The 26,124-nt window shown below is 27.5% G+C and carries 25 protein-coding genes; 6 read left to right on the plus strand and 19 right to left on the minus strand.

The annotated features are described in order from the left end of the window. Positions 1-39: 39 nt before the first annotated feature. Positions 40-1,056, minus strand: a complete 1,017-nt coding sequence (locus ACSIGC_RS00380; protein WP_442266205.1) for a DUF4476 domain-containing protein — start codon at positions 1,054-1,056, stop codon at positions 40-42. A gap of 180 nt (positions 1,057-1,236) precedes the next feature. After that, positions 1,237-2,634 (minus strand): class II fumarate hydratase, encoded by a 1,398-nt coding sequence (gene fumC, locus ACSIGC_RS00385; RefSeq protein WP_442266206.1) that lies wholly within the window; start codon positions 2,632-2,634, stop codon positions 1,237-1,239. A gap of 151 nt (positions 2,635-2,785) precedes the next feature. Here fumC and ACSIGC_RS00390 point away from each other — a divergent pair, with 151 nt between their 5' ends. Further along, entirely contained in the window at positions 2,786-2,959 is a 174-nt protein-coding gene (locus ACSIGC_RS00390; protein ID WP_173862350.1) for a hypothetical protein, read from the plus strand. A 168-nt stretch (positions 2,960-3,127) separates the two neighbouring features. Here the strand turns inward: ACSIGC_RS00390 and ACSIGC_RS00395 are convergent, their stop codons facing one another. Together ACSIGC_RS00395 and ACSIGC_RS00400 are read right to left on the minus strand one after the other, a co-directional pair. Further along, the gene (locus ACSIGC_RS00395) at positions 3,128-5,566 is read right to left on the minus strand and encodes a TonB-dependent receptor domain-containing protein (protein WP_442266207.1); all 2,439 of its coding nucleotides are present in this window, start codon (positions 5,564-5,566) and stop codon (positions 3,128-3,130) included. 144 nt (positions 5,567-5,710) lie between these two features. Further along, positions 5,711-6,172 carry a cation transporter gene (locus ACSIGC_RS00400; RefSeq protein WP_442266208.1) on the minus strand — a complete coding sequence of 154 codons (462 nt, stop codon included), beginning with the start codon at positions 6,170-6,172 and terminating at the stop codon, positions 5,711-5,713. A gap of 91 nt (positions 6,173-6,263) precedes the next feature. On the opposite strand from ACSIGC_RS00400, the gene ACSIGC_RS00405 reads away from it, so the two are divergent. Next, the gene (locus ACSIGC_RS00405; protein WP_442266209.1) at positions 6,264-7,139 is read left to right on the plus strand and encodes a DMT family transporter; all 876 of its coding nucleotides are present in this window, start codon (positions 6,264-6,266) and stop codon (positions 7,137-7,139) included. 36 nt (positions 7,140-7,175) lie between these two features. Here ACSIGC_RS00405 and ACSIGC_RS00410 read toward each other — a convergent pair whose 3' ends face one another. Further along, positions 7,176-9,224: a M16 family metallopeptidase gene (locus ACSIGC_RS00410; protein WP_442266210.1), complete on the minus strand. Its 2,049-nt coding sequence runs from the start codon at positions 9,222-9,224 to the stop codon at positions 7,176-7,178. A gap of 31 nt (positions 9,225-9,255) precedes the next feature. Then, the gene (locus ACSIGC_RS00415; protein ID WP_442266211.1) at positions 9,256-10,569 is read right to left on the minus strand and encodes a M16 family metallopeptidase; all 1,314 of its coding nucleotides are present in this window, start codon (positions 10,567-10,569) and stop codon (positions 9,256-9,258) included. Between the two features lie 234 nt (positions 10,570-10,803). On the opposite strand from ACSIGC_RS00415, the gene rplU reads away from it, so the two are divergent. Both rplU and rpmA read left to right on the plus strand, forming a co-directional pair. Then, the gene (rplU, locus tag ACSIGC_RS00420; RefSeq protein ID WP_442266212.1) at positions 10,804-11,283 is read left to right on the plus strand and encodes a 50S ribosomal protein L21; all 480 of its coding nucleotides are present in this window, start codon (positions 10,804-10,806) and stop codon (positions 11,281-11,283) included. Positions 11,284-11,305: 22 nt separating this feature from the next. Beyond that, positions 11,306-11,566, plus strand: a complete 261-nt coding sequence (gene rpmA / locus ACSIGC_RS00425) for a 50S ribosomal protein L27 (RefSeq protein WP_095071530.1) — start codon at positions 11,306-11,308, stop codon at positions 11,564-11,566. A gap of 72 nt (positions 11,567-11,638) precedes the next feature. Here the strand turns inward: rpmA and ACSIGC_RS00430 are convergent, their stop codons facing one another. Continuing rightward, positions 11,639-12,298, minus strand: coding sequence for an HD domain-containing protein (locus ACSIGC_RS00430; protein ID WP_442266213.1), 660 nt, complete (start codon positions 12,296-12,298; stop codon positions 11,639-11,641). A gap of 65 nt (positions 12,299-12,363) precedes the next feature. Then, positions 12,364-13,371 carry an aspartate-semialdehyde dehydrogenase gene (locus ACSIGC_RS00435; protein WP_442266214.1) on the minus strand — a complete coding sequence of 336 codons (1,008 nt, stop codon included), beginning with the start codon at positions 13,369-13,371 and terminating at the stop codon, positions 12,364-12,366. Positions 13,372-13,566: 195 nt separating this feature from the next. Here ACSIGC_RS00435 and trhO point away from each other — a divergent pair, with 195 nt between their 5' ends. Further along, a complete protein-coding gene (gene trhO / locus ACSIGC_RS00440) occupies positions 13,567-14,607 on the plus strand; it encodes an oxygen-dependent tRNA uridine(34) hydroxylase TrhO (protein ID WP_442266215.1) in 1,041 nt (346 codons plus the stop codon). A gap of 71 nt (positions 14,608-14,678) precedes the next feature. Here the strand turns inward: trhO and yidC are convergent, their stop codons facing one another. Beyond that, positions 14,679-16,556, minus strand: coding sequence for a membrane protein insertase YidC (gene yidC, locus ACSIGC_RS00445; protein WP_442266216.1), 1,878 nt, complete (start codon positions 16,554-16,556; stop codon positions 14,679-14,681). A 172-nt stretch (positions 16,557-16,728) separates the two neighbouring features. Between yidC and ACSIGC_RS00450 the strand changes: the two genes are divergently transcribed. After that, positions 16,729-17,094, plus strand: coding sequence for a cupin domain-containing protein (locus ACSIGC_RS00450; RefSeq protein ID WP_442266217.1), 366 nt, complete (start codon positions 16,729-16,731; stop codon positions 17,092-17,094). A gap of 41 nt (positions 17,095-17,135) precedes the next feature. On the opposite strand, the gene ACSIGC_RS00455 is transcribed toward ACSIGC_RS00450, so the two are convergent. From ACSIGC_RS00455 to ACSIGC_RS00500, 10 genes are all read right to left on the minus strand, one after another. Further along, the gene (locus tag ACSIGC_RS00455) at positions 17,136-17,351 is read right to left on the minus strand and encodes a hypothetical protein (protein WP_442266218.1); all 216 of its coding nucleotides are present in this window, start codon (positions 17,349-17,351) and stop codon (positions 17,136-17,138) included. Between the two features lie 229 nt (positions 17,352-17,580). Next, complete coding sequence (locus ACSIGC_RS00460; protein WP_442266219.1) at positions 17,581-17,778, minus strand: hypothetical protein; 198 nt, start codon at positions 17,776-17,778, stop codon at positions 17,581-17,583. Between the two features lie 16 nt (positions 17,779-17,794). Next, positions 17,795-18,022 (minus strand): hypothetical protein, encoded by a 228-nt coding sequence (locus ACSIGC_RS00465; RefSeq protein ID WP_442266220.1) that lies wholly within the window; start codon positions 18,020-18,022, stop codon positions 17,795-17,797. A gap of 166 nt (positions 18,023-18,188) precedes the next feature. Then, complete coding sequence (locus ACSIGC_RS00470; RefSeq protein ID WP_442266221.1) at positions 18,189-18,989, minus strand: hypothetical protein; 801 nt, start codon at positions 18,987-18,989, stop codon at positions 18,189-18,191. Positions 18,990-19,110: 121 nt separating this feature from the next. Further along, positions 19,111-19,851 carry a LytR/AlgR family response regulator transcription factor gene (locus ACSIGC_RS00475; protein WP_442266222.1) on the minus strand — a complete coding sequence of 247 codons (741 nt, stop codon included), beginning with the start codon at positions 19,849-19,851 and terminating at the stop codon, positions 19,111-19,113. Then, positions 19,844-21,448, minus strand: coding sequence for a sensor histidine kinase (locus ACSIGC_RS00480; RefSeq protein ID WP_442266223.1), 1,605 nt, complete (start codon positions 21,446-21,448; stop codon positions 19,844-19,846). Before ACSIGC_RS00480 ends, ACSIGC_RS00475 begins: the two co-directional genes overlap by 8 nt. Before the next feature lie 297 nt (positions 21,449-21,745). Next, positions 21,746-22,387 carry a response regulator gene (locus ACSIGC_RS00485; RefSeq protein ID WP_442266224.1) on the minus strand — a complete coding sequence of 214 codons (642 nt, stop codon included), beginning with the start codon at positions 22,385-22,387 and terminating at the stop codon, positions 21,746-21,748. A gap of 68 nt (positions 22,388-22,455) precedes the next feature. Further along, entirely contained in the window at positions 22,456-24,324 is a 1,869-nt protein-coding gene (locus tag ACSIGC_RS00490; RefSeq protein ID WP_442266225.1) for an ATP-binding protein, read from the minus strand. Then, a complete protein-coding gene (locus ACSIGC_RS00495) occupies positions 24,325-24,909 on the minus strand; it encodes a hypothetical protein (protein ID WP_442266226.1) in 585 nt (194 codons plus the stop codon). Continuing rightward, on the minus strand, positions 24,906-26,033 hold the full coding sequence (locus ACSIGC_RS00500; protein WP_442266227.1) for a trypsin-like serine peptidase: 1,128 nt from the start codon (positions 26,031-26,033) through the stop codon (positions 24,906-24,908). Before ACSIGC_RS00500 ends, ACSIGC_RS00495 begins: the two co-directional genes overlap by 4 nt. Positions 26,034-26,124: the final 91 nt, after the last annotated feature.

Raw genomic sequence — 26,124 nt, forward strand, 5'->3', positions numbered from 1 at the left:
AAGCCACAACATTTTTATTGTGGCTTTATCTTTTATATACTAATGATCTAGTAAAAACTGATCGAATTCTCTTTTATATCTAGAGAAACTTAAAGTTTCTTTTAATTTAAAGAATTGCTCTTTGTTTGAGCAATATTGATAACTAAGTTTTAAAAGGGCTAATTTATCTTGATCGAAATTAAATTCTTTTACAATAAGTCTAATTCTGTCAATAGAAAAACAATTGCGCTCTATGTGTTTCTTTGCTAGTTTCAAACGCTCTTTTGTAAATCTTTCATCTTTGATTGATTTTAAAACGTAATCGTATTCACTTTGAGATAAAGGTCTGCAATCATCAAATCCAACATGATTATTTAATTGACTTATTTCTCTATCTATAAATCTATTTAGCTGTTGCTTTAAATAATTATCACTAATTAACTGCTCTGTGTAATAAAAGTTTTCAAGATCGTAAGAAAATTGAAAAGCGAATTTTAATAAATCATAACGATTTCTATTGCTTTGTAACTTTTCAGTTAGCTTCATGATTTGTCTTGTACTTAAACAATTGTTAGAAATAATATCTTTTAAATAACGATTTCCATTATTTCTTCTATTTCCAATTTGACTGTAAATGTTTCTAAATTGATATTCAGGCATTGGTTGATTACAGTTATTAGTTGTTGGACCTCTGTAATACTCAGCATTCGGGTAATCTATCTGAGAAATTTCATTTTGATTTGCTTGTGTGTTATGATACAACTGCATTGCTAAAGAAAAATTTCTGAAAAGATCATAAACTTGAAAGAAGTTTCTTTTGTCAATTATTCTTGGATATGCATTAACACAGATTCTGTACTTTTTTCTATCACTAGAGAAAAAACGACAAGCATCAACAAGTTCTGAAACATAAATATCATGACTAGAAGAATAATTTAACGCTTTATCTAAAATTACTTCTGGTGTATATTTCTGTTGTTTTAATTCTTTTTTGAAAGTAGCATATTCCGTTTTCTTTTGTGCAAATGAAGAAAAAGAAATGCTCAGTGCTAAAAATAGTAGTGTTCTTAATTTCATAAGTTCTGTTTTAAGTAATTACTAAGCTTTTTTCAAACAACGTGCCAACTATTTTAAAATTTGTAAAATGAAAACACATTTTGTTTTTAAATGTCTTGCAATCAGTAATTAAAAAAGGTAAAATAAAAACCACAACATTTTGTTGTGGTTCTTAATTATTTATAAAATTTGAAGTTTTATTTATTTTAAACTTCCAGTCATATCTTCTGGTTTTACCCATTCGTCGTATTCTTCTGCAGTAACATAACCTAAGTTAATTGCCTCTTCTTTTAAAGTAGTTCCGTTAGCGTGAGCAGTATTTGCTATTTCAGCAGCTTTATAATATCCAATTTTAGTATTCAAAGCTGTAACTAACATTAAAGAGTTGTTTACTAATTCAGTAATTCTTCCATGGTTAGGTTCAATTCCAGCAGCACAATTTACATCAAAAGAGACACAAGCATCTCCGATTAATTGAGCAGATTGTAATACGTTAGCCGCCATCATTGGCTTAAACACGTTTAATTCGTAATGTCCTTGTGTTCCACCAACTGTAACAGCAACATCGTTCCCCATTACTTGTGCACAAACCATGGTGATTGCTTCTGCTTGAGTAGGATTTACTTTTCCAGGCATAATAGAAGAACCTGGCTCATTTGCAGGAATAATTAATTCTCCAATACCTGAACGAGGACCAGAAGCCATTAAACGAATATCATTTGCAATTTTATTTAATGAAACCGCTAATTGCTTTAACGCTCCATGAGTTTCAACTAAAGCATCATGAGCAGCTAAAGCTTCAAATTTATTTTCAGCAGTAACAAAAGGCAAACCTGTAAAATCTGCAATATACTTTGCAACTAAAATATCATAACCAGCAGGAGTATTTAAACCTGTACCAACAGCTGTTCCTCCTAAAGCTAATTGGCTTAAATGAGTTAATGAGTTTTTTAAAGCTTTTAAACCAAAGTTTAATTGGGCTACATATCCAGAAAATTCCTGACCTAAAGTTAGGGGAGTAGCATCCATTAAATGTGTACGTCCAATTTTTACAACATTAGCAAAAGCTTCAGATTTCGCTTGTAATGTATCACGTAATTGCTCAACTCCAGGAATAGTAACTTCTACAATCTTTTTATAAGCTGCAATATGCATTCCTGTAGGAAATGTATCGTTTGAAGATTGAGATTTATTTACATCATCGTTAGGTTGAATAGTTTTTTCCCCTTCACCAATTTTTTTACCAGCTATTTCATGAGCTCTATTTGCAACTACTTCATTTACATTCATGTTACTTTGTGTACCAGAACCTGTTTGCCAAATTACCAATGGAAATTGATCATCATGCTTACCAGCTAAAATCTCATCACAAACTTGTGCAATTAAATCTCGCTTTTCTTCAGCTAAAACACCTAATTCACAGTTTGTATAAGCAGCAGCTTTTTTTAAGTAAGCAAATCCATAAACTACTTCTAAAGGCATAGTTGCAGCAGGACCAATTTTAAAATTGTTTCTAGAACGTTCAGTTTGAGCTCCCCAATATTTATTTGCAGGTACTTTAACCTCACCCATGGTGTCCTTTTCAATTCTATATTCCATTGTTATTTATTTAGTATTTAAGAGATTTCAAAGTTAATAAAACTATAAGAAAATTAAGATTAAAAACTATAATGAAATATTTTTAAAAATCATATTTGAATAATAAAAATAAGTGTTATTTTTGCATTTAGATAATTTACAATAAGAACAGATGTTAGATTTTTCACAATTTTCAGGATTAGTATTATTCATGTTTATTTTTACAACTGGTTTTTGGTTGTTAATTTTCTTACTAACGTTTGTAGTTCCTTACTGGATTGGTGGAACTATTTGGGAAAATTTAAAGTTAAAAAGAGAAGCTAAAAAGGCTGCTGAAGGAAAGTAAGCTATAAAAAATAAAATTTAAAAAGGTCTACAATTATGTAGACCTTTTTTATTATTTAATATTTTTCGAAAAGATAAATTTAACTTTTTTAAAATATTTTATGAGTTGATTTAAAAATAGCATATTTAAATTTTAAGCATGCTATTTTTAAATCTATATTATGTTAATTTAAAATGCTTCGCCACCACCTTCATATTCTCTCTGTGGTCGTTCTCTTTTTTTCTTTTGATTAAATCTGTATGTAAAACTTAATGTAATTTGACGTTCTCTCCATTGAAATTCTTGATCTGCTATTGTAGAAGGATTTTCTTGGTTTGGATTAAAGGTTTGACTTCTACGAACACGGTCGTTAAGTAAGTCGTTAACATTTAAAACTAAAGTAGCTTTTTCTTTAAATAAATCTTTACTGAAAGCTAAATTGGCTACAAATACACCATCACGGTTTCCTTGAGCATTGGCTTGTGGTCCACGATAACGAACTCTAGTTTGCCATTGAATTTTTGCAGGCAATGTAATTCTAGAGTTAAAACGTACAAACCAACTATTATTATTAACTTCAGGTAAAAGTGTTGTTACTTCTGTTCCATCTGTTGCTGTAGATGTAAAAGAGAATTCATTTGTTTTGAATTTAAAATAATTGAATGTACTAGATAAACGCATCCATTTAAAAGGATTGTAATTAGTTGTTAATTCAAATCCATATCGATCTTCATTATTTAAGTTAAATGGCTGACGAACAAAAACATTTGTTGGTTGCCCATTAATTTCTCTTTCTTCAATAATAGAAACTCGCTGAATTAAATCTGTTGAACGTTGATAGTAAACAGAAGAATTTAAAGTTAGCTTTCCTAAACGAGTTGTATATCCTAAATCATAAGAATTCGTAAATGTTGGAGTTAAATCCGGATTTCCTTTAAATACAGCTGTAGCAGAGCTTCTAGTTTCAAACGGATTTAAAAACCAAAAACGAGGTCTACGCAAACGTCGACTATATCCTAAAGTAAGATTATCTGTTTCATTTAATTCATATCCTAAATTAACAGTAGGGAATATTTGTGTAAAGTTTTTTTCAGATTTTTCACTAGTATTAATTAAAAATAAATCGATTTCAGTTGTTTCAACTCTTAAACCTAATAAATAAGAGAATTTGTCGAATTTACTTCCAAATTGCGCATAATGCGCATAAATATTTTGCTTGAAATTAATGTTATTAGAAGGATCAGGATCTAAAGGAAGACCATTAGCATCTCTAACTCTAAAGTCTGAGTTTAAGTTTTGAAATTCTGATTTATGACCTAATTCTAACTGATGTTTTTCTCCAATAGGTAATACATAATCTGCTTGAAATAAAGTGTTAGTAGAATTAGTGAATTGACTATTTAATTCCGACAAAGTATTATTGTCTGTTATACTAGAAAATTCATCTTCATTGTTGTCACTGTGTTGAAAATCAATAGTTAACTTTTGACCTTTATCATCAAGATTGTTTGAGTAATTTAAAGAAAACTGTTTATTAATTCCATCTTCTTTTTCATTTTCAATTCTAGTAATTTCATCAGTACTAACTCTATTTACATCTAAAAAGTTAGTTATATTGGTTGCTATATCATCTCCGTTATTTTTTCTGTAGAAGAATGTACCTGTTATAGAACTATTTTTATTTAAATAATATTCCAAACCAATAGATCCGTTGTAATTATTATTTTTCCTTTGGAATGTTCTGTCTTCAGTTCTAAAATCTGTAATAACTCCATTTTCAAGATTGGTAAAATCACTAAAAGAATTTCCAGGACCATTTCTGAAAGAATATCCTAAGTTTGTAAAAATGTTAAACTTTTTAGTTCTGTAGTTTAAATTTCCTGATAGTTGAAATAAATCAGGATTACCAGCAGATAAATTTAAAGATCCATTGAATCCAGTTACTTTTCCTTTTCTAAGAATGATATTTAAAATTCCAGCTGTACCTTCAGCATCGTAACGAGCAGAAGGCGATGTTATTACTTCTACTTTTTCTATGGCATCTGCAGGTAAATTTCTTAAAGCATCTGTTCCATTCAATCCAACTAGGGCAGAAGGTTTACCATCAATTAAAATTCTAACGTTTTCATTTCCTCGTAAGCTTACAGCACCTTCAGCATCAACATTTACTGACGGAACATTATCTAACACATCAGAAGCATTTCCACCTTTAATGGTCATGTCTTTACCTACATTATAGATTTTTTTATCTAAACGAATTTCAACTGTAGATTTTTCGGCAATGATCTCTACTTCATCTAAAGTTTCAGCATCTTCTTTTAGAGTTATAGTACCTAAATTTGTGTTTTCAGTAAGTGTTTTTTGAGAAAGCTGTTTAGTTTTGAATCCAATAAATTCAACTTTCATACTGTAAGCTCCTTTAGGAACATCTATTGAGAATTTACCATTAATATCTGTTACTCCACCAGTAACTCTTTTTGTTTTTAAACTAGTTAATATTAATGTTGCGTATTCTAGGGGTTGCTTAGAGCTTGCTTCAATAATTTTACCACTAATATTAATTTTTTGTGGTTTTTGAGCAAAAACTGATATTCCTATCAGTAAAAAAAGTAGTGTGATTTTTTTCATTTATATCGGTTAATAGATAATTCTATTTAGACAACGAAGTTCTATAATGGTTTAAATACTCTTTGTTAAAACTCTGTTAAAGAAAAAACTCCTAAAGTTATTTAACTTTCAGGAGTTTTTTTGTGTTTTTAAATTTATGTGTAATTAAGCTTTTTCGGTTTTACAACATTCTTTTTTGCAATTTTCTTCACAAGTCTTTTTTTGTGTTTTATTAGTTTTACAACACTCATTTTTGCAATCTTTTTCACAGTTCATTTTTGAAGTTTCTGAAACTTTATATGATTCTCCATCTCCAACAGATTCAATAAATGCCATTAAATCAGTTTTGTTTAACTTATCTCCATTATACTTTATTGTTGCAATACTATCATTAAAAACTACTTTTGCCTCATAAACTCCTTCTTTTTTTACTAATTTAGATTCAATGGTTTTTGCACACCCCATTTCACATGTCATACCAGAAATATTTAAAGATAATGTTTCTGCTTTTGCTAAAGTTGCTGAATTAACTTCTTCTTTTTTTACTTCTTTTTTTGGTTCTGATTTACAACTAATAGCAACAGTAACTATAAGAAATAAAGAGAATATTGTTTTTAAAAATTTCATATTAAACATCTATTTAATTATAATACAAATTTATTAAAAAAGATTCTTAAATGTTTAAAATAAGCGATTTTTGTAATTTCAAATTAGACAAATGAGTAAATTTCAACAAAAATGGTTTTATCTGATTTTTCTAGCTTTAGTGTGGGGAAGTTCTTTTATCCTAATGAAAAAAGCTTTGATAGGATTAACACCAATTCAAGTTGGGGCTTTAAGAATAATTATAGCTACTATTTTTTTACTTTTAATAGGTTATAAGAGTTTAAGAAAAATTAAAAAAGAGCAATGGAAATATGTTTTCTTAAGTGCATTATTAGCAACTTTTTTTCCATCATTTATGTATGCCTATGCAATTTCTGGAATAGATAGTTCAATTGCTTCAATTTTAAATTCATTAACACCATTTAATACTTTATTAATTGGTTCTTTATTTTTTGGAATAACTTTTAAATCTAACCAACTAATTGGAATTTTAATTGGTTTAATCGGAACTTGTATACTTATTTTGAAAGGTGCTGACTTAAATCCAAATCAGAATTATTGGTTTGCATTGTTACCTATTTTATCTTCCATTGGATATGCTTGTAATGTAAATATTATTAAAAAATACTTACAAGAATTAGAGCCATTGGCAATAACTACAGGGAACTTTATTTTAATTGTTATTCCTGCTTTAATCGTTTTATTTTTTACGGGTTTCTTTACTACATTAGAATTAACAGAAGAAGTAGGAGAAGGATTATTTTATATATCGATTTTAGCTATAATAGGCACTGGAATTGCTAAAGTAATGTTTAATAAATTAATACATATATCATCGCCGGTATTTTCTACTTCGGTAACATATTTAATTCCTATTGTTGCTGTTTTATGGGGGATTGTAGATGGAGAAAAATTGAGTTTTATACAATTATTAGCTGGTGTTATCATTTTATTTGGAGTGTATTTAGTAAATAAAAAAAAGAGCTAGTTTTCTAGCTCTTTTAAACTTTTGGTAAGTTAGATTTTATTTAAAATCTGCATCAGATACACCTTCATTTAATTTAATCTCTTTTACGTCGAAATTTAATTCCATTGGCCCCATTTTTTGAATAATTTTATGAGGGAATTTAATTCCGTTAACTTCTTTATAATTTGAATAAGTAATTGGAACTTGTTGATCTCCTCTTGGAGTTTTTACAGTTTTCACAGTTTTTACTTTGTAACCAGTTTTAATATCGTAGAAAACTTCAGTGTTATTATATTTAATAACGTAAGCATTATTTCCATCGATAGATTCTATACGATCTAATTTACCAGACTTATAAATTTCATCTTCAAATGGAGTTTTGTTAGCTTTAGCTTCCTCTAATTGTTTATCATTAAACTCAAATTTACGACCTTGTTGTTCTGCATACCCTTTTTCACCGTCAAAAACATTTTTCATAAAAGTTTGTCCCATTCCAGTTAAAACTGTAACTGTTTTATTTGGTGCAGCATTTTTTGTAGTTAATACAACGTCAATTCCTTGAATTTTTCCATTAGCAACTGTCATAACAGATTTTACATTATCTATTTTATCTTTACCCCCAACAGCTTTAAAATAATTGTTAATTACTAAAGAAGCAGTCATTCCTTCTGGTATAGGTAAGCTCATTTCTGGTTTTGAAGTAGGATTACCTTTTTTGTCAAAATATTTTATAGCATAATCAGAAGTTTGTTCAAGATTTTTCAAAACATCAATTCCTTTACCAGTAATAAAGATTCTAGCTTTATCTCCTTTGAAGTATTTTATAGCAGCATTTTGAACATCATCTAAAGTTACCGAATTTATGTTTTCTAGGTATTTTTCATAAAAATCTTCAGGTAAATTATAGCGTGCAATATTTAAAGCATAATTAGCTACCGTTCTTGGTTTTTGAACATCTAACACAAAACTTCCAACATATTTAGCTTTTGCGTTTTTTAATTCTTCTTCTGAAACTTTTTGATAACGAATTTTGTTGATTTCTTTTTGCAATTCAACTACAGCGCTATCTGTTACCATATTACGAACACTAGCAGTAGCTCTAAATGTACCTGCATATCTACTTTGACTTAAACGAGAGTAAGAACCATAAGTATATCCTTTGTCTTCACGTAAATTCATAAATAAACGAGCAGTACCACCACCTCCTAAAATATTGTTAGCTAATAAACCTGCATAATAATCTTTATCGCCTAAAGTTAAATCAACATTATTTATTACAGCAATTTCAGATTGAACTGCATTTGGCATGTTAATGAAGTTAATTTCTGTAGTAGTAGGGTTGGTGGTTTTTGGAATTGTGTAAGCAGGAATAGATCCTTTTTTCCAATCACTAAATAATTTTTTAATTAGTTTTTTAGTTTCTTTAGGATTAATATCTCCAACAATAACTAAATAAGCATTATTAGGTCTGTAATATGTGTTATAATTATTTTTAACATCATCTAAACTAATGTTTTTAATAGATTCAGGAGTAGAGTATTCACCAAAAGGATGATTTTTACCATAAGTTAAATAATTTTCAACGCGTCTTGCAATAGCAGTAACGTTTTTTTCATTGTTTTTTAAGCTCTCAAGAGTTCTTTCGACTTCTTTATCAAATTCATCTTTTGAGAAAATAGGATTTTTTACTCCATCAGCCATTAATCCTAAAATTTCTGGAAAATATTTCTTTAATGAAGATGCAAAAGCGCCACTACTTGAAAAACCAACATTAGCTCCTAAATAATCTACTCTTTCATTAAAATCATCTTTAGAAATATTTTTTGTTCCATTTCCAAGTAATCCTCCTAAAAGACTAGATACCCCAACTTTATCTCCTTCGAAATAAGGTTTATTATCAATAGATAAACTTGCAGAAACTCTTGGTAATTTATGATTTTCAACCATTATGACTTGTAAGCCATTAGAAAGTTTAAATTTTTCTGGTTTACCTAATTTTACTTTGGGTGCTGGTCCTGGTTTTGGTTGTATATTTAAATCTCTTTGAGCATTTGTAGCAAAAATCATTGCTATAATAGCTACGAATGATAATATTTTTGTTTTCATGATGTTGTTTCGTTCTTTTTTGATATTGAAATTATTTCTTTTGCTCTGGTAAATATTCCATTACTAATCTTTGATTAGGATTTAAATACTTTTTAGCTACATTTCTAATATCTTCTCTGGTAATAGATCTGAAAATATCAATTTCAGTATTAATTAAATTAGTATCTCCATATAACATGTTGTAAGTGGCTAATGAACTAGCAATACCTTCAACGCTTGAGTTTGAACTTACAAATCTATTTTCGAATTGATTTTGTAATTTTTGGAAATCTTTTTCAGAAATTAATTCGTTTTGAAGTTTGATAATTTCTTCATCGATTTCTTTTATTAAATCATTTAATTTATTTTTTCCTAATGGTATTCCAAATAAGGCGTAAGTTCCATAATCTTCTTGACTCAAGTTTACAGCTTGAACAGCTAATGCCATTTTCTTTCTATCTACTAATTTTTTATATAAAACTGAACTTTTTCCTGTACTTAAATAAGAAGAAATCATATCTAAAACTCTAGAATCTCTAGTTTTCATAGAAGGAGTTCTATATGCAGCGATTACAGCAGGAATTTGGATATTAGGATCATAAGCTTTAGCACTGATTTGTTGAGTAATAGGATCTTCTTTAGGAAAGTTTTTTGTTATTTCTTTACCTCGTGGAATTCTACCAAAGTACTCTTTAATTAATTTTTTAGTTTCTTTTACATTTATATCACCAGCAACTACTAAAGTAGCATTATTTGGAACGTAAAACTTTTTATTAAATGCTAAAAACTCATCTAATGTAGCAGCGTCTAAATGTTCCATTTTTCCAATAGTGGTTCCTTTATAAGGATGCTTTTTAAACATGTGTTTTTTTACATTTTCCAATATTCTAGAATATGGTTGATTGTCTACACGCAATCTTTTCTCTTCTTTAACAACTTCATTTTGAGTATCTACACCATTTTGTTTAATAATTGGATGTAGTAAGCGTTCAGATTCCATCCAAAGACCTAATTCCAAATTGTTTGAAGGGAATACTTCATAGTAATAAGTTCTATCATCCGTTGTATTAGCATTATTACGCCCGCCATTAGAAGAAACAATTTTAGACCAATCTCCTTTTTTTATATTTTTTGTTCCTTCAAATAAAAGATGTTCAAAAAAGTGAGCCATTCCGGTTCTATCTGCTTGTTCATCTTTAGCACCAACATGATACATAACCGAAGTTACAACAACTGGAGCAGATTTATCTTGATGCAAAATTACATGCATACCATTATCTAAATTGTACTCTTCAAATTCTACTTTTTGTGCTTTAGCAGTGAAAAAGGCAGCCACAGTAGCTAGAGTTAATATTGTTTTTTTCATTAGTTAAAATTTGTTTTTTCAGTGATTTGGGAGTTTGACGCGATTTGAATCAAATTGTTACACCATTTTTGTAATTTTAAATTTATTTTAGTTTTGTAAAGATAAGTACTATTAATGACTTATTAATTTTATTGGTTTAAGATCTTGTTATACAGAATAAAAAATGTATATTTGCAGCCGCATTTCATAAAGAAATGTGTTAAGTAATTAAAAATAAACGCAAAACAAATTAGTATGTACGCAATCGTAGAGATAGCAGGGCAGCAGTTTAAAGTAGCAAAAGACCAAAAAGTTTACGTTCACCGTTTACCAGAAGCAGAAGGATCTAAAGTAACTTTTGATAAGGTAATGTTAATTGATGACAATGGTAGTGTAACTATTGGCGCCCCAGCTATAGAAGGTGCAGGTGTAACTGCAAAGATTTTAGGACACTTAAAAGGAGACAAAGTAATCGTTTTCAAGAAGAAAAGAAGAAAAGGTTACAAAAAGAAAAATGGTCACCGTCAATACTTAAGTGAAATCCAAATCGAAAGTATTGCTGCTTCAGGCGTAAAAGCTGCTCCTAAAAAAGAGGAAGCTAAAGAAGCAAATACAGAAACTAAAGAACTTGGTTCTATGACTGTTGCAGAGTTAAAAGCTCTTGCTAAAGAAAGAGGTATCACTGGTTATACTTCTTTAAAGAAAGCTGAATTAATTGAAGCTTTAAGTAAGTAATTAATTTTAAAAACTTAGAAAGATGGCTCATAAGAAAGGTGTCGGTAGTTCGAAGAACGGTCGTGAATCGGAATCGAAACGTTTAGGAGTAAAGATTTTTGGAGGACAAGCTGCTATTGCAGGTAACATTATTGTTCGTCAAAGAGGAACTCAACATTACCCAGGTGAGAATGTTTACATGGGGAAAGATCATACTTTACATGCTAAAGTTGATGGGGTTGTACAATTCCAAAAGAAGAGAGATAACAGATCTTATGTTTCTATACTTCCATTTGAAGCTTAAGAAACTTAGATTTTCGATATAAAAAACGCTCAATCATTGATTGAGCGTTTTTTATTTTTATAATACTTGCATTTAAATTTCAGCATTCCATTCATTATAAAATTGTTGTAAGAAGTTTTCCATATAAGAATGTCTTTGCTCTGCCATCTTTTTACCAGCCGATGTATTCATTTTATCTTTTAATAATAACAGTTTTTCATAGAAATGATTAATTGTTGGGGCAGTAGACTTCTTATATTCTTCTTTAGACATATTTAAGTTAGGTTTAATTTTAGGATCATATAAGACTCTATTTTTAAATCCACCATAATTAAAACATCTTGCAATTCCTATAGCTCCAATTGCATCTAAACGGTCGGCATCTTGTACAATATCTAATTCTATTGACTTAAACTCTTGTGTAAAGTTCCCACCTTTAAAAGAGATATTTTCAATAATTTTTATGACGTGTATTATGGTATTTTCTTCAACTTCTTGTGTTTCTAAAAATGTTCTAGCTTTTTTAGGTCCGATTGTTTCATCTCCATTATGAAACTTACTATCTGCTATATCATGTAATAAAGCACCTAACGCTATAATTAAAATATCTCCTTGTTGTTCTTGTTTAGCTATTTTCATAGCATTTTTATAAACACGTTCAATATGAAAAAAATCATGTCCGCCTTCAGCATCTTGTAATACTGATTTAACATGATTTATGGTGTTATTAATAACTTCTGTAGTTCTGTTCATAGTTCAAAAATAAAAAATCCTACTAGTGATAGTAGGATTTTAATAAAATTTATAACTAATAAAAGTTATACTGTTAAAGCACTTTTAATTAAATTTTTTTCTACCAAATACTCAGCAATTTGAACAGCATTTGTTGCTGCACCTTTTCTTAGATTATCTGAAACTATCCATAAGTTTAATGTATTTGCTTGTGATAAATCTCTACGAATTCTACCAACAAATACTTCATCTTTACCATGAGCGTTTAATGGCATAGGATAATCATTATTTTCAATATCATCTTGAACAATTACTCCTGGAGTTTCTGATAAAATTTGTCTAACTTCATTTAATTCAAAATCATTTTCAAACTCAATATTCACAGACTCTGAATGTCCCCCAACTACAGGAATTCTTACAGCTGTAGCTGTAATTCCTATACTAGCATCGTTTAATATTTTATGTGTTTCTCTAGTTAACTTCAATTCTTCTTTAGTATAACCAGCTTCTTCAAAAACATCACAATGTGGTAATGCATTTTTATGGATAGGGTGTGGGTAGGCATTTTCTCCTTCAACACCATTAACTTCGTTTTCTAATTGTTGCACAGCTTTTACACCAGTTCCTGTAATAGATTGATATGTAGAAATTACCAATCTTTTTATATTATATTCTGCATGTAAAGGAGCTAAAGCCATTACCATTTGAATAGTAGAACAGTTTGGGTTAGCAATAATTTTATCACTTTCAGTTAGTTCGCTTGCGTTAATTTCTGGTACTACTAACTTTTTAGTAGGATCCATTCTCCAAGCAGAAGAATTATCAATTACTGTTGTACCTACTTCAGCAAATTTAGGAGCCCATTCTAAAGAAGTACTTCCACCAGCAGAAAATAAAGCGATATCTGGTTTTAAGTTCACTGCATCTTGTAACCCGATTACATTATATGTATTTCCTTTGAAGGTCATTTCCTTACCTACAGAACGTTCTGAAGCAACTAAATATAACTCGCTAATATTAAAGTTTCTTTCTTTTAAAATTTGTAACATTACATTACCTACCATTCCTGTTGCACCAACTACAGCTACTCTCATGATGAAATATATTTTTTATACTTTGATTTTAAATTTATTACTACAAATTTCAGTATTTTTTTCTTTAAATACAATATTAAAAGTGTAAAATATTTACATTTTGTTTAATTTTAAACAAAATGATCTATTGGAAATAAAAACTAAAATTCTGTACATTTGCAGCTTAAAATATTGTTTAACTTAAAAAGGTATAGCATGCAACTGTACAACAAGTTAAGCGCAGAAGAACGCGCTAAATTAATTGACGAAGCGGGCAAAGACCGTCTTACTATTTCTTTCTATCAGTATTTCAAGATAGAAAACCCACAGATTTTTAGAGATAAATTATTTATAGAATGGAATGCTTTAGATGTTCTAGGTAGAACCTATGTTTCATATGAAGGAATTAATGCTCAAATTTCTGTACCAGCTGAGAATTTTCTAGCATTAAAAGAGCAATTAGATAGTATTTCTTTTTTAAAGGATATTAGATTAAATGTTGCTGTTGAGCAAGACAATAAATCTTTCTTAAAACTTAAAGTAAAAGTTAGAAAGAAGATTGTAGCAGATGGTTTAAATGATGATACGTTTGATGTAACTAATAAAGGAGTGCATTTATCTGCTGAAGAGTTTAATAAAATGTTAGAAGATCCAAATACTGTTTGCGTAGATATGCGTAATCATTATGAAAGTGAAATAGGTCATTTTAAAGGTGCTGTTACGCCAGATGTAGATACATTTAGAGATTCTTTAGATATTATTGAGGAGGATTTAAAAGAGCATAAAGAAGATAAGAATCTTTTAATGTATTGTACAGGTGGAATTCGTTGTGAAAAAGCTTCTGCATATTACAAACACAAAGGATTTAAAAATGTTTTCCAGTTAGAAGGAGGAATTATTGAATATACAAGACAAGTAAAAGCAAAAGGTTTAGAGAATATGTTTTTAGGAAAGAATTTTGTTTTTGATCATAGAAGGGCAGAACGTATATCGGATGATGTAATTTCTAATTGTCATCAGTGTGGTAAAGCTTGTGATGCACATACAAATTGTGCTAATGAAGGTTGTCATTTATTATTTATTCAATGTGATGAATGTGCTGAGAAAATGGAAAATACCTGTTCTCCAGAATGTCAAGAAATTATTCATTTACCATTTGAAGAGCAAAAAGCTTTGCGTAAAGGGAAACATGCAAGTAATAAAATATTCAAAAAGGGAAGATCTGAAAAACTTAAATTTCAAAAAAGTAATAGTTAATATAAACTATTTATTCTATAAAAAAGCCACATCATTGATGTGGCTTTTTCTATATAAATAAACTAACTGTATTATTTTTTCTTTTGAGCTCTGCGTTGTGCTTCTTGTTGTTCTTGAGCTTGTTTCATTGCAGTATCTAAACGCTCTCTAAATTTACTCTTTTTAACAGGTTTCTTTTTGTTTTCTTCTATTTGAGCATGAATCTTTTTTTCGTCGATTACATAATTTTTAATAACAAACATTATTGCAATAGTTAATAAGTTTGAAACGAAATAATATAAACTTAATCCACTAGCATAATTGTTAAAGAAAAATAACATCATAATAGGAGAGAAGTAGATCATATATTTCATCATTTTACTCATATCTGGCATTCCTTCTTGTGGTGGAGCTTGCATTGCAGATTGTTGACTTTGGTTCATTTTCATGTAAAAGAAAATTGCAACAGAAGCTAAAATTGGAAATAAACTAATATGATCTCCATAAAAAGGAATCTTGAAAGGAAGTTTAGCTATAATGTCATATGAAGACAAATCTTTAGCCCATAAGAAAGCTTTCTGACGGAAATCTATATTAGTAGGGAAAAACTTAAATAAAGCAAAAAATACTGGCATTTGTAACAATGCAGGAATACAACCAGACATCATACTTACCCCGGCTTTACGTTGTACAGCCATAATTTCTTGCTGACGTTTCATTGCGTTTTCTGTACCAGGATACTTTTTATTGATTTCTTCCATTTCTGGACGAATCACTTTCATTTTAGCACTAGATAAATACGATTTATATAATACAGGTGATAAGATAATTCTAACAACGATAGTCATTAAAATAATGATAAGCCCATAGTTTCCTAAGAATCCTTTTAATACATTGAATACAGGATAGAAAATAGTTCTGTTTAAGAATCCAAAAATTCCCCAACCTAAATCTGAAATTTCATTTAAATCTGTTCCCTTATATGTGCTTAATAAATTATAATCTGTTGGTCCGTAATACCATTCCATATTATAATTTAATTCACCATTTTTTAAAGCTAAAGGTGTGTTTAAGCTAAATGTTTTAGTGTAAATACTATCTTGATCTTCACCTAAATAGTCAACAGATTTTAATTTAGCATCATTAAAAGGAGTGTCTGTTAATAAAGCAGTAGAGAAGAAATGTTGTTTATAGGCAACCCATTCTACATTATTTACAACTTCATCATCTTTCATTTGTAAATAATCTACGTCACTATCTTCTTTAAAGTAATAGTATGTATACATATTTTCTGTACGCATACTTTTTTCCTTACGCAAAGATTTTAATTTCCAATCTAAGTTAATATTCTGAGAACTATTAATTACGTTACTTAAACCTTGTGAACGAACAGCAAAACCAATTCTGTAGTCGTTTGGTTTAATTTCGTAACGATATTCTAAATACTGACCTTCAGAAACTTTAAGTTTCATAGAAAGCACAGTGTTTTCTCCATTTTTCGTTTTTTCTGGAGCAAATAATAAATCTTGAGTGTTTAAAGTACGATTATCTGTTGTACCAAAATTGATATTAAAATTTGCATTTTTATTATTAATAATATGTAGAGGTAAAGAATCGTAAGTCTTATAATTCTTAATTAAAGCCTTAGTAATTTGTCCTCCTTTATTATTTATAGTTAATTGAACTAATTCATTTTCAATTACTGTTTCACCATCTTTTCCATTAATGGCACTATGAGCGAATGCTCCTAATTGATTTTTAAAAGCAATTTGTTGTAAAGAATCATTTACTACAATGTTTTTAGTCTTTGTTGTGTCTAAAACAGTATTTGTAGTAACTTGTTCTGTTGTTGTAGTGTTTAGTTTTTCAGCATCAACTTCAGGCTTATTAGAATTTAAATACCATAATAAAATTCCACCTAATAATAACATTCCTATGAATGAGTTGAAATCAAATTTTTTTTCTTCCATCGATATACGTTAAATGTCAACTTGTCATTTACTCAAAAAACTGAGTAATAAAACGCGACAAATGTAGCAAAACTACATCTTATTTCAGTTGTTTAGTTATAATTAATTTATGTCATATATATAGCGCAAACTATGTTCCGTTTTTTAAATTTGTTAAAACTAAATTATTGAAATGGCAAAAAAGTATACAATTCAAAAATCTCCTTTTGTAGTTCCAACAACAGATGGAAAATTAATTGAAGAACATTTTGGTAATGCTACCGATGGAAACTCGAAAGTAAGTATTGCACATATGATTGCTCCTGCAGGATGGGCTGAACCTTTTCAAACTCCAGAATTTGATGAATTTACTTATATAATTAAAGGAAAGAAACAATTTATTATTGATGGAGAAACTATAATATTAGAAGCAGGACAATCTATCAAAATAGAAAAAAACGTTAGAGTACAGTATTCAAATCCTTTTAAAGAAGAATGTGAATATTTAGCTGTTTGTTTACCTGCATTTTCTATTGATTTAGTTAATAGAGAAGATTAAAAATTAAACGGTGAAAAAGCTCACCGTTTGTTATTTTGATTTTAAAAACCTACAAATCTACATTCATATGTTCCTGGTGTAGGATTGTTGTCTAAACAAGGACCACATTCTGTAAATGGATTTGTACAAGAATTTTGACAAGCTCTAAGAGAATGATAATCACAAGTAGAAGCAATAGGTACAGGATCAAATCCACCTAAAATTTCTAATTGTTTTTGTTTACTTAGTTTTTTCCCGATTTCGAATACTTTTTTCATATTTAAGACTTTTTAGAAAATTAATATTCTGTGATTATTTTAAAGACATTCACAGTTTCATGTCTATTTCTTCGCGATAAGAATATTTTAAAGCTAAACTTTTAAATTCAATTATTAATAATCAATTAGTTAATATTTATTTAAATATTTATCCTTTTTATAAAAAAAAGATATACTCCATATTAGAGGAGTATATCTTCAAATAAAATTTTCTTTTCATTAAGTTTTTTTATTCACAAGTGCCAGTTAAACAGCAATGTGTTTCTGCTGTTCCTAAGCAACATCCATTAGAAAGAGAAAAACCACCACAAGATGTACATTGTTGAGCAGAATATTGAGGACAAGTTCCTCTTCCAAAACCCCCACTAATTTGTTGTTGTTCTTTTCTATTTAATGCTTTACCTAAATTTAATATTGAATTTTTCATAAAGATTGTTTTTTGTTTACTTGTGGTTAATTATATCTATACATTGAAACTCAGAAGAAACATGATCAAATGGTCCATTAGGTCCACAGAAAATTTGCACACATTCTTGGTTAGAAGGACAACCAGTACCACATGTACTATTTCCGCAACCATTTGGAAGAATTGCTGAAATAATCCCACCTGTTATTTCTTTTTGCTGTTTTTTGTTCAACGTTTTCCCTAGATTTAAAATTGTTTTTCTCATAAGTGTTGATTTTTAATTATTATGAAGTAAAAATTCAATTAATAAGTTCAACAAGCAATATGAAATTCAAAAGTGTATTATTTTTTTTCAAAAACGTTCTTATTAAAAAAGAGAATTCAATTTTCGAGTTCTCTTTTTAATAAATTTATACTTTGTAGGTTATTTACTATTGTAAAAATATATGAAAATTAATTAGTAAATATTCTGGATAAATACAGTTTGTTTCATTTATATAGGGCCTTGCTACTATGACATTATCATTTAGTATATCTAAATAACTAGTATTTATCATATAAGTTTCTGTTACACCATTATCATCGCTTCGACTAGAAACTGTTGATGAATGATGATATCCAAAATTAAAACTATTATGATTTAATGGATGTGCTGTAGATGTAATTGAATAAGGTAAATTAATATTTATTAAAGGAGATAATCCTTCAGGAAAATATAATTCTATACAGTTTTGTTCTAAAACAGATTGTAAAAAGAATTGTACAGCAATTTCTGTTAGGTTTACAGTTCCAGGAAACAAGCAATCTCCTAAGTCATCTTCACAAGTGATTAATGGTTTTGGAGGTGATTGTGTTCCGTGTATTGGGTCTCTATCGGGAGGAGATAAGTCGATATGTTCTCTAAGAATATTTAAGAATTCAGTTTTAAAATTTAAATTAGAATCTTCTCCAATTAATTCATTTAAAGTAATTGTTTCTCGTCCTTGTAAGTGATTAAATAATTCTATCCTGTTCGAAGATTCTTTCATTATAACTTGTGCACTTATGTAAGAAATCCATTGTAGTTTCTTTTGAAAAATACTTATAGTATCTATTTGAAAAGAATTAATAAGTTTTCCGTGTAATTCATATTTTTGTTGTTCATTAGTGAAAATTTCTAAATCATTAGCGTCATTATTACAAGCGATAGTAATAAATATAATACAAACAAAAAGTAATTTTGTTATTTTCATTTTACTAGATTTTTATATTTGAATGATCTGACAAATTACGAATTACAGATTTTGATTAAAATATCAATTTTAAATAGGTATTTATAATTTTCAAATTTGTTGTTGTGTTTTTCAAATGTGATTAAAATATTTTGTCAAGTGTATAATCTTTTCTTCTGGATGAAACTGGGATTTTTATTTCGTTTTTAAGTACTAAAAACCCTTTTTTATTATATTTAATTACATGTTTTTTATTTACCAAATAAGATTGATGGCAACGAATAAATTTTTGTTCAGATAACAATTCTTCTACTTTTTTAGCAGATTTTGTAATTACAATTTTATCTGTAATTGCTGTGTAAAAAGTAGTGTAATTACCATCAGATTTACAATATAATATATCATCTTCATGAATGGCAAATACTGTATCGGCAGTTTTTAAAACTATACGTTTATTTGTGCTAATTTCATTAAAAAAATCATTAGTAACTTCAATAGATTTCTCTAATTCATTTGTTCTGGTGTTTTGTAGTATTGCTCGTTCTACTGCTTTTACAAATTCTTCATCATCTATAGGTTTTAATATATAATCTAAGGCTCCAACTTTTATAGCTTTAATGGCATGTTTATCATAACCCGTAATAAAAATGATTTCAAAATCTTTGTAGGCTAATTGATTTAAAATATTAAAAGCAGTTTGTTGTCCTAAATTAACATCAAGAAATAGTAAATCTGGTTTTTCTTTTTCTATAATTAAAACTGCATCATCAACATTAGATGCTTCGCCTGTAACGTTAATTTTATTATAGAAGTTTTGTTGTATCTTTTTGTTAATATCGACTCTTACATGTTCTTCATCATCAATTATTATTGCTTTAATCATTATCTGAGAGTTTGTATGGTATTTCAAATGTTACTAGAACACCTGATTCTTTTGATTTATTTTTGATTGTAACTCCTTTTTTTATAACCTTCTTTAAATAACTATCTATAAGTTTTGTTGAAGATATTTTTGAGTTTTTTTTATAGTCAGATAATCCATTTCCGTTATCTTCAATTGTACATAACAAAGTTTCATTTTTACGAGCTAAATGTAATGTAACTCTTCCCAGATAATTTATATCTGATAAACCATGATCTATACTGTTTTCAATAAAAGGTTGAATTAACATTGGTGGAATGAAGATTAAATCATCTTGTTCTAAATTTATTAAATTAAGTTGAAAATTAAAGGTTTCAGGAAAACGCAATTGTTGTAATTCTATAAATTTTTGTAAAGCTTCTATTTCTTCATTTAACTGAATATAGTTTTGTGTTGAATTTTCAAGAATTAATCTTAGTAAACGAGAAAATTTTAAAAGATATTTGGTTGCTAATTTAGGCGTTTCTTCTATTTTGTTTTGAATAGCGTATAATGTATTGAATGTAAAATGTGGATTCATTTGTAATCTCAATAGGCGTTGTTGCATTTGTAAATTTTGCTTTTCAAATTTGTATTTACGTTGCTTGTAAAATAAATATCCAGAAGTAATAAAAATTACCACAAGTACCATTAAACCATATAATCTTTTTAAATTTTTTATTTCTAGTTCTTTTTTTTCTGCAATAATTTTCTTTTCTCTTTCAGACGCTTTTTTTAGTTCAATAAGTTCATTTTCAATTTTTTTATTATACTTATTTTTTTGATAGCTGTATAAGCTATCTAAGTTTATGTTTACTTGATCGATATTTTTATCTGTTAAAAATGAAAGGTGAAGTTGTGTTTGTAAAATGCTACGAATAGTTGTAGATTTTATGTTGTTATCTATTAAGTTTTTAGCCGAATCTAGATGTTTTTTAGCCTTTTGAAGTTTTTTTAAATGAATATAACTTTCTGAAATATTTTTATGTAATCCTGCAATTTCATTTTTTGAATTTATATTATTTGTGCTTTTTGATAAAAAATACAAAGCTTTTAAATAATATTTTACTGAATTAGCGTAATCTTTCTCGTAAAATTTATGAATACCAAGTTCTCTAAATAAATTATGTTTAGTGTTCGTATTCAGTTTGTTTTCAAGTTTAGAAATACTATCTAGTAAAAAAAAAGCTCTATTTTTATTGTTTAATTTGAACTCATATTGAGCTTGAATGATAAAATCTTCGCTAATATCATTTCTGTTATTTTCTTCTTGTAATTTTGCCTTTATTTGAAGTTTATTATGTTTTAGAGCTTGTTTAATATTACCATTACTTTTGTAAGTGTTTTCAAGCATGTACTGGTAATATGAATCTTCATTTCGTACTAATTTTTTATAATCATTTATTACAGTAAAACAATCTCCATAGTTTCCTTGTTCATTATGAAACTTCCAACAATTAAAAAAATATTTTAATTCAAGTCTGTTTTTAATACTATCTTTTACAAAATCTTTGGCTTTGTGAAAATATATGGCAGCGGAGTCATGAGATTTTTTGAATCGATAATAATTAGCCAGCATGTAATTATTCTTAGCTTGAACAGAATCACTAATAAAGGGATAAAGCTTAATTAAACTGCTAACTTTATTTAACTTTATTAAAGTAGAATCTCTGTTTTTAAAAGCCTTTTTATGAAGATGTTTAATTTCGTTTAGTACTTCTGATTTATTTTTTTTAGGAGTACAGGCATAAACAAAAAATGTTAGTGTTAAAAAAAAACACAGACGTTTTAACATAGTAAGATACTTGATTGATCAGACTAAGTTATGAAATTTAAGCGTAAAAAAAATTTAAAAAAGTTAGAAGTAGAAGAGTAGTTAAAATTGATATTTCTTATCGATAGCATACTTTACCAATTCATTTCCGCTATTTAAATTTAATTTTCGAATCATGTTTTTTCTGTGTGTATCAACAGTTGTTTTAGCGATAAAAAGATCTTCAGCAATTTGCTTAGATGTTTTACCATTAGCAATATGTTGTAAAATTTCTTTTTCTCTATTAGATAAAACAATTTTATCTGATTTACCAATAGTTACATTTTTATCGATGTAATCATTCATAAAATTAAAAGCTACGTTAGGATCAAAAAAAGTATTGCCTTCAGCTATAACTTTAATAGCTTTTGATAACATTTTTATTCCAGAGTTTTTTAATAAATATCCTGAAGCACCGGCATCTAACATTTGTTTTATAGCATCAGGTTGATCAAACATAGTTAAAGCCAAAACTTTAATATGTTTAAATCTAGATTTTATAATTTTTGTAGCAGCAATACCATCCATTTTAGGCATTCTAATATCAGTAATAACTAACTTCGGTTGTTTTAATTCTACAAGTCTAATAAGTTCTTCACCATTGTTTACACTGCCAATTATTTTGACTTCTTCATCATATTCAAAAAAAGACTTCACTCCATCAATCAACATTTGATGATCTTCTGCAATAACGATTGTTGTCATGTTTTTCAGATTTGTTTTACTCAAATATAATAAACCGTAATAGTATTGAATTACTTACTGCTAGGTATTTAAACAGGGATATTCATTATAATTGAAGTACCGCTTTTTGAAGAAGAATCTATTTGAAAAGTTCCTTCTAAATGTTCTATTCTTTTTTGAATAGAATGTAATCCCATTCCTGTTTTAGCTTTAATTTTTTTAGGATCAAATCCTTTTCCATTATCTTCAATTATGATATTTAAAGCATCATTAAACTGAGAAATATTTATGGTTGCTTCACTAGCCTCTGCATGTTTAATAATGTTTGTTGTAAGTTCTTGTATAATTCTAAATAAAGTAAGTTCTGTATTTGTATTTAATCGTTGCTCTAAGCCAAAATCTATAATTTCAATTTTTAATTGATTTGCAGCAGAAATTTTTTCAGCCATAATTTTTATAGCTACTAATAAACCTTGATTAGCAATTACGCCTGCATTTTTAGCATGAGCTATACTTCTGACTTTTAGATAAGTTTCATCAATTAATTTTTCAGTTTTTTCATACAATTCATCTTGATTGAAATGTTTTTTTTCTCTATTTAGTTTTAAGTTTTCAAAATGAAGTTTTAAAGTAGCCAGAACACTACCAATATTGTCGTGTAAATCTTCAGCTATACGAACGCGTTCTTTTTCTTGTCCAGTAACCATTGCATTGATGGTGTTAATTTCTTGTTCTTTAAGTAGTGTGAGGTTTTTCTGTTTTTCTAATTCTTTTTGTTGTTCTGCCAATAAGCGTTTTTTTCTAGAGTTTTTTAGGTTTAAATATGCTATAATTCCGCCTAACAAAAGAAAGATTAATGACCCGTAAAATAAACCCAAAGTTTCTTTTCTCTTTTGTTCACTGATTAGACTTTTTTGTTTGGCCTTAATTAACTCTTTTTCTTTTTCTAAAGTTTTGTATTTGACGTCAATATCATTTAAATCAATGTCTTTTTTATATTCATTTAGTTTTTCTTTGTGAGAGTTTGCTTTTTTTAAATAGGTAAAGGCACTTTTATAATCTTTAATTTTAAAGTAATTTTTAGCCAGCAGATCATTGAATTTGACTTTTTCAATTAACCTGTAAGAAGGAATTTTAATTTTACTTGCTTTATCATAAAATATTAAAGCCTGTTTAATCTTTTTTTGATCATATAAAGAAGAAGCTATATTAACGTATAAACCAAATTTTTCAATGTTGAAGATATATGAATTTTCATTTTCAATATATTTTAAAGCTGTTTGATAATTTTCTAACTCCTTTTTTTTATTTAATAATCTGAAATATAATATTCCAATAAATTGATAATACTTACAGATTAAAATTTTGTTTTTAGTTTTTAAAGCTGTTTTTATATTTATTTTAAAATTAGTTAAACTTTTTTGTATGCTATCTTTATTAAATTCATGTATAATTTTAAAATAATTATAGGTAGCACTATCATTTACATTTAATAAGTTTTTTCTGTAGATCTTTAAATATTTAGGAAGCAGATTTAAGTTTTTTCTATTTTTAAAAAGTTGAAATAATATTTTTTTTACACTTTCAGAAATTAGTACTGAATTATTAAGAGTAATTGCTTTATTTAAAGCTAAATTATACTTATCAAAAGAAAGACTGTCTTGAGATATTATTGAATTTAAATAAAAATCACCTAAAATTATATTTTTTAGTACTAATTCTCCTTCTTTATTATTAGTTTTTTTTAAGAATAAGGTATCTATTTTTCCTTTAGATTTAAGTTTCTTCTGAAAATCGATATAATTAAACTCAATAGAAGATAGTTCATCGGAGAAGTGTGATGAACTATCTTTTATAAAAACAATATCATTATTGTTTAGTTTATCTAAAAGTTTATTAAAACTTTGAGTGTAAACAAAGCAACTTTTGATGAGTATTATGAATATGATTTTTTTCAATTAATTATTTGTTATCATTACAGATTTACATATTCTCTCATCAATTACTGGTTTATAAATTTTGCAATTTTTATCTGGCATTCCTGTTTTTATTGAATCTGCTTCGTTGTTATAGAAAATATGTATGTCTAAATTTTCATTTTTCTTAAAATCAAAAACTTTTTTAATAGGTAGTTCGGTTACTCTTTTATCTTTACCTTTCTTTATTTCTTTTAATCTAAATTTTATGTGATGTGTAATTACTTGATCTTCATTTGGACAGGCTCTTAAATATTCTGCGCTAACTAAAGAATATTTTTCGCAATTTTTAATTTCTGCTAAACGAGCTAATAATCTAATTTTAGATTTATCATTAATATTTGAATCTGGTTTAGCTAATAAGACAAAGTCATGTGTTAAATCAACATGAATCATTTGATATTGATCTTTCTTATTTGTATTAAACTTTAAGCTAAAATCATTTGAACCATCTTTATCCATTCTGCCTTCTGTATTTTCACATTTTAAACATGAGCAGTTCATTAATATAATAATAGTTGTTGAGTAGAAAAAGATTTTTAATAAATGTTTATAAAGATTTCTCATTGTTTTATGTTTAATTTAGTTAATAATTCCCTTAATCGTCCTATTTTAAAAATTTTTTCGCCTTCACATAAACTATAATTACATATTCCCCATGTTTTACAATTTCTTCTTTCGCTTATTCTAAAAATTACAGAGCTTCCTCCAGATAATATGCCTATAACTTCATTTTTTTGATTAAAAACTGGTGATCCAGAATTTCCACTGTGAGCATCAATTTTGGCAATGAAATAATTTCCAATTTTATTTTTTAGTTTAGCATCATCACTAAATTTCATAGGTAATCCTAATGGATGTCCAAGTAAATATAGGTTTTCATCTGTGTTATAATCATATTCAAGATTGAATTTTAAATGACGTTTTTGCGGTAACTTTTTCCAAAGACCTTTAATTTTTAAAACAGCATAATCTTCTCCTAGTTTTCCTATATGAATTAATTTTATACGATAAATATCATTTTTATTAATAGTCTTTCCGTAGTTATCTCCTGTTTTAATGTAGTTAAAAGCTATTCGCATTTTACTCAGGTTTTTATCTTTAACACAATGAGCCGCTGTTAAAATATATTTATCAGAAATAGCAAAAGAAGTACAGGAGTTTGTAAGAGAAGGTTGTTTTATAAATCTAATAGAATTACAAAGATTATAATATCTCCTCTGTAATGTTTTAGTATTTAAAATATATTTTTTATTCATTTTAAATATAAACGGAGCAGTTTTTAATAAAGAATCATTTTCTTTTTTAAATTTTAAGAAGCCTTCATAATTATCATTAAAATCTTCATAGTTTACTAAAATTCCAACACCTTGCGCATTTTGTTTTACCTTAGAGTAAATAACATCTTCTATGTCTAATCTATTATCGTAATCGTAAATAGATATAGCTTGTTTAATTTTGTCAAATGATATTAAATTAGCAATTTCAGAGTATTTATCTTTTATGATTAAAGATTTTAAAGAATCATTTAATGGTATTATAGAATCTTTTCGATGGTATAAAATCTTCTTTAATTCTTCATAAGAAAAATTTTTCTGAAGATCTTTTATTGTATATTTTTCTTGAGAAAAAGTATGAAAATAAAATAATACAAATGTTAAATATGTTAATTTAATAATAGAACTAGACATTCTAACTTCATTGTTTGATTCGTTGATTTTTCAAAATTAGTTTCTTTTAAATACCTATTATATACCTATAAATAGGTATATTTTTTTACTT

This window comes from Tenacibaculum aquaeponti (assembly GCF_052084715.1).
In the GTDB taxonomy this organism is placed as follows: Bacteria; Bacteroidota; Bacteroidia; order Flavobacteriales; family Flavobacteriaceae; genus Polaribacter.